At 70.1% G+C, this 12,971-nt stretch carries 14 protein-coding genes; 4 read left to right on the forward strand and 10 right to left on the reverse strand.

Annotation, left to right across the window (positions count from 1 at the left end):
• Positions 1-2: 2 nt before the first annotated feature.
• Positions 3-851 (forward strand): class I SAM-dependent methyltransferase, encoded by an 849-nt coding sequence (locus ACGFNH_RS00405; RefSeq protein ID WP_393650735.1) that lies wholly within the window; start codon positions 3-5, stop codon positions 849-851.
• Here the strand turns inward: ACGFNH_RS00405 and ACGFNH_RS00410 are convergent.
• Both ACGFNH_RS00410 and ACGFNH_RS00415 read right to left on the reverse strand, forming a co-directional pair.
• On the reverse strand, positions 823-2,277 hold the full coding sequence (locus tag ACGFNH_RS00410) for an alkaline phosphatase PhoX (protein ID WP_393651454.1): 1,455 nt from the start codon (positions 2,275-2,277) through the stop codon (positions 823-825). The two genes, ACGFNH_RS00405 and ACGFNH_RS00410, sit on opposite strands and share 29 nt — an antisense overlap.
• Before the next feature lie 208 nt (positions 2,278-2,485).
• Positions 2,486-3,994, reverse strand: a complete 1,509-nt coding sequence (locus tag ACGFNH_RS00415) for a hypothetical protein (protein ID WP_393650736.1) — start codon at positions 3,992-3,994, stop codon at positions 2,486-2,488.
• A gap of 245 nt (positions 3,995-4,239) precedes the next feature.
• Here ACGFNH_RS00415 and ACGFNH_RS00420 point away from each other — a divergent pair, with 245 nt between their 5' ends.
• Positions 4,240-6,078, forward strand: coding sequence for an endonuclease/exonuclease/phosphatase family protein (locus ACGFNH_RS00420; RefSeq protein ID WP_393650737.1), 1,839 nt, complete (start codon positions 4,240-4,242; stop codon positions 6,076-6,078).
• Positions 6,079-6,261: 183 nt separating this feature from the next.
• Here the strand turns inward: ACGFNH_RS00420 and dapD are convergent, their stop codons facing one another.
• Complete coding sequence (gene dapD, locus ACGFNH_RS00425; protein WP_393650738.1) at positions 6,262-7,248, reverse strand: 2,3,4,5-tetrahydropyridine-2,6-dicarboxylate N-succinyltransferase; 987 nt, start codon at positions 7,246-7,248, stop codon at positions 6,262-6,264.
• A gap of 212 nt (positions 7,249-7,460) precedes the next feature.
• Here dapD and ACGFNH_RS00430 point away from each other — a divergent pair, with 212 nt between their 5' ends.
• The gene (locus ACGFNH_RS00430; protein ID WP_393650739.1) at positions 7,461-7,793 is read left to right on the forward strand and encodes a hypothetical protein; all 333 of its coding nucleotides are present in this window, start codon (positions 7,461-7,463) and stop codon (positions 7,791-7,793) included.
• 248 nt (positions 7,794-8,041) lie between these two features.
• On the opposite strand, the gene ACGFNH_RS00435 is transcribed toward ACGFNH_RS00430, so the two are convergent.
• Genes ACGFNH_RS00435 through ACGFNH_RS00445 form a run of 3 tightly spaced genes read right to left on the reverse strand, consistent with a single transcriptional unit; the run spans position 8,042 to position 9,326 of the window.
• Positions 8,042-8,581 carry a TetR/AcrR family transcriptional regulator gene (locus ACGFNH_RS00435; RefSeq protein WP_393650740.1) on the reverse strand — a complete coding sequence of 180 codons (540 nt, stop codon included), beginning with the start codon at positions 8,579-8,581 and terminating at the stop codon, positions 8,042-8,044.
• Entirely contained in the window at positions 8,581-8,904 is a 324-nt protein-coding gene (locus ACGFNH_RS00440; protein ID WP_393650741.1) for a DMT family transporter, read from the reverse strand. Before ACGFNH_RS00440 ends, ACGFNH_RS00435 begins: the two co-directional genes overlap by 1 nt.
• Before the next feature lie 56 nt (positions 8,905-8,960).
• A complete protein-coding gene (locus ACGFNH_RS00445) occupies positions 8,961-9,326 on the reverse strand; it encodes a VOC family protein (protein ID WP_393650742.1) in 366 nt (121 codons plus the stop codon).
• A 176-nt stretch (positions 9,327-9,502) separates the two neighbouring features.
• Between ACGFNH_RS00445 and ACGFNH_RS00450 the strand changes: the two genes are divergently transcribed.
• Positions 9,503-9,931, forward strand: coding sequence for a VOC family protein (locus ACGFNH_RS00450; protein ID WP_393650743.1), 429 nt, complete (start codon positions 9,503-9,505; stop codon positions 9,929-9,931).
• A 213-nt stretch (positions 9,932-10,144) separates the two neighbouring features.
• On the opposite strand, the gene ACGFNH_RS00455 is transcribed toward ACGFNH_RS00450, so the two are convergent.
• The 4 genes from ACGFNH_RS00455 to sufC are packed head-to-tail and all read right to left on the reverse strand — an operon-like array spanning position 10,145 to position 12,964.
• Positions 10,145-10,474 carry a metal-sulfur cluster assembly factor gene (locus tag ACGFNH_RS00455; protein ID WP_393650744.1) on the reverse strand — a complete coding sequence of 110 codons (330 nt, stop codon included), beginning with the start codon at positions 10,472-10,474 and terminating at the stop codon, positions 10,145-10,147.
• Positions 10,471-10,935, reverse strand: a complete 465-nt coding sequence (gene sufU / locus ACGFNH_RS00460; RefSeq protein ID WP_393650745.1) for a Fe-S cluster assembly sulfur transfer protein SufU — start codon at positions 10,933-10,935, stop codon at positions 10,471-10,473. Before sufU ends, ACGFNH_RS00455 begins: the two co-directional genes overlap by 4 nt.
• A gap of 11 nt (positions 10,936-10,946) precedes the next feature.
• Entirely contained in the window at positions 10,947-12,203 is a 1,257-nt protein-coding gene (locus ACGFNH_RS00465) for a cysteine desulfurase (protein WP_393650746.1), read from the reverse strand.
• The gene (gene sufC, locus ACGFNH_RS00470; RefSeq protein ID WP_393650747.1) at positions 12,200-12,964 is read right to left on the reverse strand and encodes a Fe-S cluster assembly ATPase SufC; all 765 of its coding nucleotides are present in this window, start codon (positions 12,962-12,964) and stop codon (positions 12,200-12,202) included. The genes ACGFNH_RS00465 and sufC overlap by 4 nt, the downstream gene beginning before the upstream one ends.
• Positions 12,965-12,971 lie beyond the last annotated feature (7 nt).

Here is a 12,971-nt window from a genome sequence, read left to right on the forward strand (position 1 = left end):
GGGTGACCGCAACGAAGCGAGGGCCGCTCATGGCGCAGGAGCCGCGCATACCGGGCCAGGTCGAGACGATCTACGGGTCCTGGGACCTCAGCAGCGTGCCCGCGTTCACCGGCGGATTCATCAACTTCGGCTACTGGCGGGACGTCCCGCAGGACCGGCCGCTCACCGAGGACGACCGGCTCCGCACCGAGCAGGAGCTCTACCGCCTCGTCCTGGGCGAGTTCGGCCGCACCGACGGCCTGCGGGCCGTCGAGGTGGGCTGCGGTCTGGGCCTCGGCTGTGCGCTGGCCCTGCGGGAGTTCGGCTTCGGCGAGGTGTGCGGCCTCGATCTGCACCCGGCCCAGCTCGACCGGGCGCGGATCGTCAATGCCGACCTCCTCGCCGAACACCCCGAACGACTCCGTTACGTCCGGGGAGCGGCCGATGCCATGCCGCTGCCCGACGGCTCGGCGGACTGCCTGTACTCGGTCAACGCGGCGCAGCACTTCCCCGATCTCCCGGAGTTCGCCCACGAGGCGGACCGGGTGCTGTCCCCGGGCGGACGGCTGGCCCTGACCACCTTCTTCGCGCCGGGCGCCTGCGGGGTCCAGGAGCTGCCCCGCCTGCTGCCCACCTACGCCGACGGCCTCGATCTCCCGCATGTCATCGGCGACTTCACCGAGGCCCTGACGCGGAGCGGCTTCACCGGCGTGCGGTCGGTGTCCATCGGCGAGGACGTCTGGGCGGCCTACGACCGCTGGCTCGCCCGGACGCCGCTGAGGGACATGTGGCCACGCCGGTTCCTGGAGGCGTACGAGAAGGGGTATCTCGACTACTACGTGGTCACCGCTGACGCCGCCAGGGTCCGGTGATCGCGACCATGATCCCGGGGTCCTGGATATTGGCGAAGAGCGTCCGCCCGTCCGGTGCGAAGGTGACCCCGGTGAACTCGCTGAACTCCGGCTCCGCTTCGGTGCCGATGTTGAGGTCGTTGCGGGCGATCGGATAGGTCCTGCCGTCGTCCGTGGCGCCGAAGAGGTGCTGAACCCCCTCGCCGTCCTCGGCGATGACCAGACCGCCGTACGGGGACACGGTGATGTTGTCCGGGCCGTCGAGGGCACCGTCCCGGGAAGGGTCGGGGTTGACGCCGAGCAGCACCTTGAGGGTGAGGGTCCGGCGGCGCGGGTCGTAGAACCACACCTGGCCGTCGTGGGCTATGGGGCTCTCCTCACGTGCGTAGGACGACACGATGTAGGCGCCGCCGTCGGCCCACCACATGCCCTCGAGCTTGCGGGCGCGGGTCACCTCGCCTTCGCCGAACTGTTCGCGTACCGGCACCTCGCGCGCGTCCCGGTCCGGCACATCGGCCCAGTCGACGCCGTAGACGGTGCCGGTCCTGGTCGCACGGGAGAGATCGTCGACGAACCGGCCGCCCGAGTCGTAGCACCTGGGCGCCTGGAGCACACCGGCGTCGTCGGCGAGCGTCCGGAGGCGGCCGCGGCCGTGCCGGAAGCCGAGCGGCGGAACCCAGCGGTAGAAGAGGCCGTTGGGGTCGGCGTCGTCCTCGGTGAGATAGAGGTGGCCGCGCCGGGGGTCGACGACGACGGCCTCGTGGTCGTAACGGCCCAGCGCCTTGACGGGCTTGGGGTTCCGGTTGGCGCGGCGGTCGCAGGGGTCGACCTCGAAGACGTACCCGTGGTCCTTGGTCATGCCGTTCTCGCCGGCCCGGTCGGAGTTCTCCTCGCAGGTCAGCCAGGTGCCCCAGGGGGTGCGCCCGCCCGCGCAGTTGGTGGAGGTCCCGGCGATGCCGACCCACTCGGCGACCTGTCCGTGGCCGCGGACCTCGACGACGGTGCAGCCTCCCGCGGCCGCCGGGTCGTAGACGAGGCCCTCGGTGAGCGGGACAGGGTGCTCCCAGTCGGCCCGCGGCCCCTTCAGCTCGTGGTTGTTGACGAGCAGGGTCACGCCGCGGCTGCCCTCGAAGGTGGCTGTGCCGTCGTGATGGGAGGGCGTGTACTCGCCCGACTCCAGCTTGGTGACGCCACTGCGCGTGATGATGCGGTACGCGAAGCCCTCGGGCAGCGCGAGGATGCCGCCGGGGTCCGGCAGGAGCGGGCCGTAGCCGGTCGTGCGGCTCGCGGACCGCCCGCCGGCGCCCTGCTCACCCCGGGCGCCCGCCTCCTCCGCCTCCGACCCGGTCGCACCGGCGGTGGCCAGCACCCCGACGCTGCCGACGAGGGCGACACCCGCTCCGGCGCGGGCGGAACTCTTCGCGAAGTCTCTCCGGGTGAGCGGCATCGTCATCTCCTGGATGGCAAGGTCAGGCCCCTGGTGTGCTCTGTCCACGGTGCCGCGCGACACCGAACGGCGGTTGAACAGCACACGTCGACAGGGGACCGATTTGCCACCCGGAACCGCCGACATCCCCGTACGGGAGCCGCGCCCGGCCGGGCCGGTGGAGCCGGTGGAGCCGGTGGAGCCGGTGGAGCCGGTGGAGCCGGTGGAGCTACCGCGCCTTCTGCGACCGCGCCTTGAAGGCCGCCTTGCGCGCCTCCTTGGCGATCTTCTTGTCCGGATGCAGACGCCCCATGGTCTCCAGGACATCCGCGGTCGCCGGGTGGTCGACGCGCCAGGCGGCCTCGAAGAAGCCGCTGTGCTGTCCGGCCACTCCCTCGACCAGCTCCCGCAGTTCGCCGGAGTCGTCAGCGCTCCCGAGCTGCGCCGCGATGGTGTCGATCGTCAGCCAGAAGATCATGTCCTGGGACGGCGACGGCACATCGGTCACGCCGCGTTCGGCGAGGCCCACCCGGGCGAGCCCGCCCAGCCGCGGATCGTCGAGCACCTCGCGCAGGGCCGGGCCGGCCTCGCCGCCGACCAGGAGAAGCGCCTGCTGGCAGGCGAGACGGCGCTTCGGGGCGTGGTCGTCGTCGCCGCGCGCCGCGGCGAGGAGTTCACGCGCCGCGTCGGCCGGTTCGCGCCGGGCGATCCACTGCCCTGCCTCGGCCATCGCGATCGCCTCCGGGTAGCCGGGCAGCCGGTCGAGCAGGACGTCCGCGCCCTTGTCCGCGAGGTCGCCGACCGCCGGGGCCTCGGTGCCCTCCTCGAGCAGCCGCGCCCGTACGCCGTAGACGCCGAGCGGGGTCAGCCGGACCATGCCGTAGCGCGAGACCTCGTCCACGTCGATCCCGCCGGCGTCCTCGTCCCCGGAGCCCGCCGGCTCGGCGCTCGGCTGCTCCACGCGCTCGTCGATCTCACCGATCAGCTCCTCGTCGACCGGCTTGAAGTCGACCAGGCCGAGGGGCGCGAGCAGCTGGAACTGGTCGTCGAGCCGCATCATCGCGACGGAGACCTCTTCGAGGATGTCGTCCGTGGGCTCGTCCATGTCCTCCGGGACGATCACGGAGGCGGCGAGTGCGGGCAGCGGCACCGCGGAGTCGGCCGAACCGCCCTCCAGCGCCGTCAGCAGATAGAGGTTGCGCAGCACCTCGTCCAGGAACCGGGCCTCCTCCTCCGGGTTCCAGTCCAGGGCGCCGAAGTCGGGTGCCTCGCCCTCGCCGGCACCCTCGCGCACGCTCTCCAGGAGCTCCGCGAGGTCGGGGGCCACCGCGTCGCCGAGCAGGGTCTCCAGACCGCTCAGCCAGATACCGAGGACGTCCTGCGGGGTGCCGGAGGTGACGAGCGTGGCCTCCTCGCTGGGCGCGGCGGTTCCGATGGCGTCGCCTTCCGCGGCGTCGTCGGTCTCGTCGATCTCGACCAGGCCCGTGTCGACGGCGAGCTGCCAGGCCTCGCTGACGAACGCGGGGCCGTCCTCGTCGTCATCCAGCCCGAGGTGGGTGACCGCCTGCCGGACCCCCTCGTCGAGCAGCTCTCCGCCCGCACCGACCTGAGCGTGCGGACCGGCCCAGCGGGCGAGCCTGACGGATCTCGCGAAGAGCGGGGCGGCCAGCGCGTCCCGCGCCAGTTCGGCCTCCGAGGGCAGACGCACCGGGGGCATGGTGGGGCGTTCTCCGGACATCAGCGCGTTCTCCTCGAAACGGGTCGGCCACGCGGGGCGTGTGCTGCCCAAGCCTAGACGGATATGACCCCAACACCCGGTTCATGTCCCTGCCAGAGGACGTACATCAGCCATCTCTTGACAACTCCCCCGCACACCCAGGACATTGACGCGCGTAGAACACTCGCGACATTCCGCACCACACGCGCCACCGGCACAACACCCTGTCCTGAACGTCTCCGTCACCCTCATTTCCGGAGCACCAGATGCTTTCCAAACCCCCCAGCCCCTACCGCAGGCCCGCGACCATCGGCGCCGTGATCGCCGCCGCGCTCGGCGCGGGCCTGCTCGCCGTCCCCGGATCCGCGACGGCCGCCGAGGTCCGCATCCACGACATCCAGGGGAGCACCCGCGTATCACCGCACGCGGGCGAGAAGGTCGCCGACGTCCCCGGTGTCGTCACCGCGATACGCGCCTTCGGCTCCTCCCGCGGCTTCTGGATCCAGGACGAGAAGCCGGACCGGGACCAGGCGACGAGCGAGGGCATCTTCGTCTTCACCGGTGCGAAGACCCCGGAGGTGAAGGTCGGCGACTCCGTGCAGGTCTCCGGCACCGTCACCGAGTACTACCCCGGAGGCGCCGAGGCCGGCCTCCAGTCGGTCACCCAGATCACCAAGCCCGAGTACAAGGTCGCGTCCTCGGACACCGGGCTGCCGGCCGCCTTCAAGCTCAACGCCTCGACCGTGCCGGATCGTTACGCCCCGGACGCCGACGGCGGCAGCATCGAGGACGTGAAGCTCAAGCCCCGCTCGTACGCCCTCGACCGCTACGAGTCGCTCGAAGGCATGCGCACCCAGCTCTCCGACGCCCAGGTGGTCGGTGCCAGCAGCGAGTTCAACGAGCTCTGGGCCACGGCCGAGCCGCGCACGAACCGCACCGAGCGCGGCGGCACGCTCTACTCCTCGTACAAGGACCAGAACGGCGGACGGGTCAAGGTGACCTCGCTCCTGCCGTTCGACGAGCACCCCTTCCCGAAGGCGAACGTCGGCGACCGCCTCGACGGTGTCACCGCCGGGCCGCTGGACTACGACCAGTTCGGCGGATACGAACTCCAGGCCACCGAGCTGGGCAAGCACCAGGACAAGGGCCTCAAGCACGAGAAGACCCGGAAGGCCGGCTCTTCCGAACTGTCCGTCGCCACCTACAACGTGGAGAACCTCTCCCCCAAGGACAAGCCGGCGAAGTTCGACCGTCTCGCCGAGGCCGTCGTCGCGAACCTCGCCTCGCCCGACGTCATCGCCCTGGAGGAGGTCCAGGACGACAACGGCCCCACCAACGACAAGGTCGTCGCCGCGGGCGAGACCCTGAAAAAGCTGACCGAGGCAATCGCCGCCGCGGGCGGCCCGAAGTACGAGGCCCGGCAGATCGACCCGGCCGACGACCAGGACGGCGGGCAGCCGGGCGGCAACATCCGCGTCGGCTTCCTCTTCAACCCGGAGCGGGTCTCCTTCAAGGACGTGGCCGGCGGCGACGCCAACACGGCCATGAAGCCGGTCAAGGACGACAACGGCAAGGTCACGCTCTCGGCCAACCCCGGCCGTATCGACCCGGCCGACAAGGCCTGGGAGAACAGCCGCAAGCCGCTGGCTGCCGAATTCACCTTCAAGGGCAAGCCGGTCTTCGTCGTCGCCAACCACTTCAACAGCAAGGGCGGCGACCAGGGCCTGGAGGGCCTCCACCAGCCCCCGGCCCGTACGTCCGAGACCCAGCGCCAGGCGCAGGCCACCGTGGTGAACACGTGGGTGAAGTCGCTTCTCGCCCTCGACCCGAAGGCCCGGGTCGTCGTCGCGGGTGACCTCAACGACTTCGACTTCTCCCCCTCCCTGGACACCCTCACCAAGGGCGGCGTGCTGACCGACCTGGTGACCCGGCTCCCGCGGGACGAGCGCTACGGCTATGTCTTCAACGGCAACTCCCAGGTGCTGGACCACATGCTGACCAGCCGCGGCATCCGCAAGGCGGACTACGACATCGTCCACATCAACGCGGAGTTCGCCGACCAGGCGAGCGACCACGACCCGCAGGTGCTCCGGATCCGTCCGTGACCTGAAATCGGGCCCGGCCGCGTCCATAGCGCGTGGCCGGGGCGGGGACGTACGACGACGGCCCGGCGGGCATCCCAGGATGCGCGCCGGGCCGTTCCCATGCGCCATGCGGGGCGCGGGAGTTCGTCCCGGATCGGGTCCGGGTCCGGGTCCGTCCGTTCGTCGGTATCCCGTCCGGGCCGGTCAGTTGTGGCTGTGGAGCGCCTCGTTGAGGCCGCCCCAGGAGCCGGAGCGCTGCAGGACCTCGACCGTGCCGGTAGTGGAGTTGCGGCGGAAGAGGAGGTTGTTGGCGCCCGACAGCTCCTGCGCCTTGACGACCTCGCCGTCCGGGAGGGTGACACGGGTCCCCGCGGTCACGTAGAGGCCCGCCTCCACGATGCACTCGTCGCCCAGCGCGATGCCGATGCCCGCCTCGGCGCCGAGCAGGCAGCGCTCGCCGATGGAGACGATCTGCTTGCCGCCGCCGGACAGCGTGCCCATGATCGACGCGCCGCCGCCGATGTCGGAGCCGTCGCCGACCACGACGCCCGCGCTGATCCGGCCCTCGACCATGGAGGTGCCGAGGGTGCCGGCGTTGAAGTTGACGAAGCCCTCGTGCATGACCGTGGTACCGGACGCGAGGTGCGCGCCGAGCCGTACGCGGTCGGCGTCACCGATCCGTACGCCGGACGGGACGACGTAGTCGGTCATCCGCGGGAACTTGTCGATGCTGGTCACGTTGAGGTTGAGGCCCTCGGCGCGGGCCGCGAGCCGTACCTTCTCGACCTGGTCGCCGGGCACCGGGCCCAGGTTCGTCCAGGCGACGTTGGCCAGCAGCCCGAAGATGCCGTCCAGGTTCTGGCCGTGCGGCCTGACCAGGCGGTGGCTGAGCAGGTGCAGCCGCAGGTACGCGTCGTGCGCGTCGAGCGGCTTGTCGTCCAGGGAGGCGATGACCGTCCGTACGGCGACGGTCTCGACCCCGCGCCGCGCGTCCTGGCCCAGAGCCTTGGGCGCGGACTCGCCGAGGAGCTCGGCGGCGCGCTCGGCGCTCAGCCGCTCGGTCCCGGCCGGGCCCGGCTCGGTGGCCAGCTCGGGAGCCGGGAACCAGGTGTCGAGTACGGTGCCGTCGGCGGCGACGGTGGCGAGGCCGGCGGCGACGGCGCCGGTGGTGCGAGAAGCAGTGTCGGTCATATTCGAAACCTAACCGTCCGGGGGCCGCCGATGCGAACCGGTCTCATCGGTCAGGCCCCCGGGCGGCCCCGGTCGATACGCCACTGGGTATGTCGCGCGGGTACGCCGCCAGGGGACACCAATGGCCTTGCAGGAAACCCTTTGGACGCCTTAATGATCACCTCGTAGCATGGCTCGGATCTTGTAATTGATCATGCGTGGAGGGGTGCGAAGTGGACCGTATCGGCAAGGTGGCGGCGCAAGCAGCGGTGGTATGTCTGGGGCTGACCACGTGTGTGGTGGGCGGCGCAAGTCCTGCTCAAGCGGCGGTCTACGACTGCCGGGCGTCGTCCAACGGCAGTGAGAACTTGGCGCAGGCCACGTGCGATGGGGGATTCGGACGGTACCGGGTGAAGGCGAACTGCGCCTCGCCCACCTATCCGTACTCGATCACCATCTACGGCCCCTGGAAGACCCGGAAGTCCGGTGAATCGCATCAGGCGTACTCGATTGTGGACGGCGACGCGCACAACTGCCACATCACCAGCGCCTCGGCGGCGGTCTAGCCGGGCCGTTCCCTTCGGATCATCTCGCTGACCACAGGAAGATGGCGGCGAGCCGGAGGGCGGATTCGTCGATGGTGGCGGTCTTGTCGTCACAGGCGGCCGGGCCGCGCCATTGCTCGAACATGTTGATGCGCTCTTCGACCCCGCGCGTCGGGGCGACAGGGACCACGTCGGCGAGCCCGGGCGGCGACCGGCGGCGCGCAAGGCCGTAGTCGCCCGGGCGAGGCCCCGTACCCGTCCCGGCCCGCTCAGCCGATGACGCGCGCGAGAGCCTCGCGAGCCTCCGCCCGGTCGAACGGCCGCCCCGTCAGCAGGAGTTGGAGCAGCAGCCCGTCCATCAACGCGACCAGGGCGCGGGCGGTGGCGGGGTCACCCGTGTAGTCACGGAGGACCCCGACCGCCGCGTCCAGCCACTCCGCGGCCACGGGCCGCAGGGCCTCGCGGCGCATGGCGGCCAGATAGAGCTCGTACTCCACCCGTATGCGGCCGCGGTCTCCGGTCATCAGCTCGTCCAGGAGCGAGGCGAGCCGGTCGGCCAGCGGGCCGTCCTTGCCGAGGTGGCGCCGCCAGTCCTCGACGGCCGTCGGTGGCTCGACGCAGACCTGCCGCAGGGCCGCGACGAGCAGATCGTCGAGCGTGGCGAAGTGGTACGTGGTCGAGCCCAGCGGGACGTCGGCCTCGGCGGCGACCGAGCGGTGGCTGAGCCCGTCCAGGCCGCTCCGCTCCACCACGCGGATCGCGGCGTCGATGATCCGCTGCCGGCGGTCGGGGTCGTAGCGGCGTGCCATCAGTGCGCCGCTCCGCCCAGGTTGAGCACCACGACACCGGTGATGACGAGCACGATGCCGATCAGCTTGGCCATGGAGGCCGACTCACCGAGGAAGATCATGCCGATGGCGGCAATGGCGGCGGTGCCGACACCGGCCCAGACCGCGTAGGCGGTCCCCACCGACATGGTCTTGAGCGTCTGCGCGAGCAGCGCGAAGGCGACGAGGTAGCCGGCCGCGGTGGCGAGCGAGGGCCACAGCCGGGTGAACCCGTCGCTGTACTTCATCGCGGTGGTGCCCAGGACCTCGGCGAGGATCGCGCCGGACAGCATCAGCCACATCATGCGTACGAGCGTACACACCGCTGTGTACGTCCGTACACTCACATTGCCGCGCGCGTTCAGGCGGAGAGCGAGGTCTTGGGCCGGAGGACGCAGAATTCGTTGCCCTCCGGGTCGGCGAGGACCACCCAGGTCACGTCGCTGCCCTGGCCGACGTCCGCGCGGCGGGCGCCGAGGGCGATCAGGCGGTCGACCTCGGCCGCCTGATCGTCCGGGCTGAGGTCGAGGTGGAGGCGGTTCTTGCCGGACTTCCCCTCCGGTACGGGCACGAACACGATCCCGGGCCAGGCGTGCTCGTCCGCACCGATGACGATCTCCTCGGGATGCTCGAACAGCACCTTCCAGTCGAGGACTTGGCACCAGAACCGGGCCAGGCCCGGCAGGTCGTGCGCATCGACGGCGATCTGGTACAGCGAAAGAGCCATGCCCGCCAGTCTGCCCGCCACCGATGCCGTGCACCGGCACGCGGCGCGCACACCGTGCCGCGCCCAGCCGTACGGCCGTCCAGTCCTACGGCCGTCCAGCCATGCGGCCGCGGTACACCCCGGCGGGCAGCGCGCGGGCACCCGCACACTGCGGCGCACACCGGCACACTGATGCCATGCACGGACATGCCGACAACCAGCAAGGCCTTCCCCGGATGTCACGCCACGACTGGTGGGGCGTCACCGTCGAGGCTCCCGACCCCGGGGCGCTCGCCCGGTTCTACGCGGAGGTGGTGGGCTGGGAGATCGTCAAGGAGGATGCGGACGGTGCGGCCATCGCGCCGCCGGAGGGGGTGGCGTACATCGCCTTCGAGGCCTCGGAAGGATTCGTGCCCCCGGTCTGGCCCGCCCAGAAGGGTGCTCAACGGATCACCATGCACCTGGACTTCGAGGTGATCGACCTGTCGGCCGCCGTCGCGCACGCCCTCGGACTCGGCGCACGGGAGGCGGACCACCAGCCCCAGCAAAACGTCCGGGTGATGCTCGACCCGGCCGGACACCCCTTCTGCCTCTACAGGGACGACGACTCCTCCCCGGACAGCTAGAACGCGTCCACGGGGCCAGGTGCCGCCAACCCTCCACGCGTGTCCGTACGCCAAGGGCTTCCGCATGTGCCGGGGGCGTCCGTACGCGCATGGATCCGCACACGCATGCGTCAATACGCGCGTGAAAAAGCCTTGCCCCGCCGGGTGTGCCCGGCGGGGCAAGGCCCGGACCGTCGCCCCTCCGGCGCATGCCGGCCGGGGGGAACCGGTCCGTCAGACGTTGAAGCCGAGTGCCCTCAGCTGGTCGCGACCGTCGTCGGTGATCTTGTCGGGGCCCCACGGGGGCATCCAGACCCAGTTGATCCGGAGCTCGTTGACGATGCCCTCGGTGGCCGACTTCGCCTGGTCCTCGATGACATCGGTCAGCGGGCAGGCCGCGGACGTCAGCGTCATGTCGATGGTGGCGATGTTGGAGTCGTCGACGTGGACCCCGTAGACCAGACCCAGGTTGACGACGTCGATGCCCAGCTCGGGGTCGACGACGTCCATCATCGCCTCGCGGACCTCTTCCTCGCTCGCGGGCTTGGTGGTGGTCTCGCTCATACCGTCTCCTTCGCAGCGCCGTCGCCCAGGGCCTGGGCGGTAGCGTCCTTCCATGCCATCCAGCTCAGCAGAGCACATTTCACCCGGGCCGGGTACTTGGAGACGCCGGCGAACGCGACACCGTCCTCCAGCACCTCCTCCATGACGTCGTCCGGCTCGACCTTCCCCCTGGACTGCATCAGCTCCAGGAAGGTCTCCTGGATCCTCTGCGCGTCCGTGAGACTCTTGCCGACCAGCAGCTCATTGAGCACCGAGGCACTGGCCTGGCTGATCGAACAGCCCTGGCTCTCGTAGCTCACATCGGCGATGGTCTCGCCGTCGTACCGGACCCGGAGGGTGATCTCGTCGCCGCACGTCGGATTGACGTGGTGCACCTCGGCGTCCCCGTCCCGAAGCCCCCGCCCGTGCGGGTGCTTGTAGTGGTCCAGGATGACGTCCTGGTACATCGAATCCAGCTTCACGAGCGACCTCTCTACCCGAAGAAGTTCCGTACGTGCTCCAGGCCGTCGACCAGAGCATCCACCTCGGCCGGCGTGGAGTACAGATAGAAAGACGCTCGCGTGGTCGCGGGAATTCCGTACCGCAGGCAGACGGGCCGGGCGCAGTGATGGCCGACCCGGACCGCTATACCCAGCTCGTCGAGCACCTGGCCCACATCGTGCGGGTGGATGTCGCCGAGGGTGAACGAGATCGCCGCGCCGCGATCCTCCGCGGTCATCGGACCGATGATCTTGAGGTCCGGGACCTGGAGCAGCCGCTCCACCGCGTACTCCGTGATCGCGTGCTCATGGGCCTGGATCGCCTCCATGCCCACCGAGCGCAGGTAGTCCACGGCCGCGCCGAGCCCTACGGCCTGCGCGATCGGCGGCGTGCCGGCCTCGAACTTGTGCGGGGCGGGGGCGTACGTCGAGGAACTCATCGAGACGGTCTCGATCATCTCGCCGCCACCGAGGAACGGCGGCAGATCCTCGAGCAGCTCCTGGCGGCCCCACAGCACGCCGATGCCCGTCGGACCGCACATCTTGTGACCGGTGAAGGCCACGAAGTCGGCCTGCAGCGCCTGCACGTCGAGCGGCATGTGCGGGGCAGCCTGCGAGGCGTCGACGACGACGAGCGCGCCGACCTCCTGGGCCCGCCGCACGATCTTCTCGACCGGGTTGACCGTGCCGAGGATGTTGGAGACGAGGACGAACGAGACGACCTTGGTCTTCTCGGTGATGATCTCGTCGATGTTCGACAGGTCGAGACGGCCGTCGTCGGTGAGGCCGAACCACTTCAGCTTCGCGCCCGTGCGCTGCCCGAGCAGCTGCCACGGCACGATGTTGGAGTGGTGCTCCATCTCCGTGATGACGATCTCGGTCTCGTGGTCCACGCGGTAGGGCTCATCGGCCCAACCCAGCATGTTCGCCACGAGGTTGAGGGACTCGGAGGCGTTCTTGGTGAAGATGACCTCGTCGCGGCTCGGCGCGTTGATGAAGGAGGCGACGGTGTCACGGGCCCCCTCGTACGCCGCCGTGGCCTCCTCGGCGAGCACATGAATGCCGCGGTGCACATTGGCGTTGTACCGCTCGTAGTACGCGCTGAGCACGTCGATCACCTGGCGCGGCTTCTGCGAGGTCGCCGCGTTGTCCAGGTACACGAGCTTCTTGCCGTCGTGGACATGGCGATCCAGGATCGGGAAGTCCTTGCGGATCGCCTCGGTGTCGAGGAGGCCCGGCAGCTCTGTCACTCGGATGCGCCACCCTTCACGTATGCCTCGTAGCCCTCTTCCTCCAGCTTGTCCGCGAGCTCGGCGCCACCGGACTCGGCGATGCGGCCGTTGGCGAAGACGTGGACGTAGTCGGGCTTGATGTACCGCAGGATGCGCGTGTAGTGCGTGATCAGCAGAGTGCCGACCTCGCCCGTCTCGCGCACCCGGTTGACGCCCTCGGAGACGATCCGCAGGGCGTCGACATCGAGACCGGAGTCGGTCTCGTCGAGGACCGCGATGCTCGGCTTCAGCAGCTCGAGCTGCAGGATCTCGTGGCGCTTCTTCTCACCGCCGGAGAAGCCCTCGTTGACGTTGCGCTCGGCGAAGGAAGGGTCGATGTTGAGGCGCTCCATGGCCTCCTTGACCTCCTTCACCCAGGTGCGCAGCTTGGGGGCCTCGCCGCGGATGGCGGTCGCGGAGGTGCGCAGGAAGTTGCTCACCGAGACGCCGGGGACCTCGACCGGGTACTGCATGGCGAGGAAGAGGCCGGCCCGGGCGCGCTCGTCGACGGACATCTCCAGGACGTCCTCGCCGTCGAGGGTGACGGTACCGCCGGTGATCTTGTACTTCGGGTGCCCCGCGAGGGAGTACGCCAGGGTGGACTTGCCGGAGCCGTTGGGGCCCATGATGGCGTGGGTCTCGCCCTGCTTCACGGTCAGGTCGACGCCGCGCAGGATCTCGCGGGGGCCGTTCTCCGCCTCGACGGAGACGTGCAGGTCGTGGATCTCAAGCGTTGCCATGGGTGCC

The organism is Streptomyces sp. NPDC048639 (assembly GCF_043199075.1).
Taxonomy (GTDB): Bacteria; Actinomycetota; Actinomycetes; order Streptomycetales; family Streptomycetaceae; genus Streptomyces.

Coding starts and splice junctions, on each gene's coding strand:
- ACGFNH_RS00450 (WP_393650743.1), top strand. CDS start 9,503: ATGCACGGACATGCCGACAACCAGCAAGGCCTTCCCCGGATGTCACGC.
- ACGFNH_RS00445 (WP_393650742.1), bottom strand. CDS start 9,326: ATGGCTCTTTCGCTGTACCAGATCGCCGTCGATGCGCACGACCTGCCG.
- sufC (WP_393650747.1), bottom strand. CDS start 12,964: ATGGCAACGCTTGAGATCCACGACCTGCACGTCTCCGTCGAGGCGGAG.
- ACGFNH_RS00420 (WP_393650737.1), top strand. CDS start 4,240: ATGCTTTCCAAACCCCCCAGCCCCTACCGCAGGCCCGCGACCATCGGC.
- ACGFNH_RS00440 (WP_393650741.1), bottom strand. CDS start 8,904: ATGATGTGGCTGATGCTGTCCGGCGCGATCCTCGCCGAGGTCCTGGGC.
- ACGFNH_RS00415 (WP_393650736.1), bottom strand. CDS start 3,994: ATGTCCGGAGAACGCCCCACCATGCCCCCGGTGCGTCTGCCCTCGGAG.
- ACGFNH_RS00455 (WP_393650744.1), bottom strand. CDS start 10,474: ATGAGCGAGACCACCACCAAGCCCGCGAGCGAGGAAGAGGTCCGCGAG.
- ACGFNH_RS00410 (WP_393651454.1), bottom strand. CDS start 2,277: ATGCCGCTCACCCGGAGAGACTTCGCGAAGAGTTCCGCCCGCGCCGGA.
- ACGFNH_RS00435 (WP_393650740.1), bottom strand. CDS start 8,581: ATGGCACGCCGCTACGACCCCGACCGCCGGCAGCGGATCATCGACGCC.
- dapD (WP_393650738.1), bottom strand. CDS start 7,248: ATGACCGACACTGCTTCTCGCACCACCGGCGCCGTCGCCGCCGGCCTC.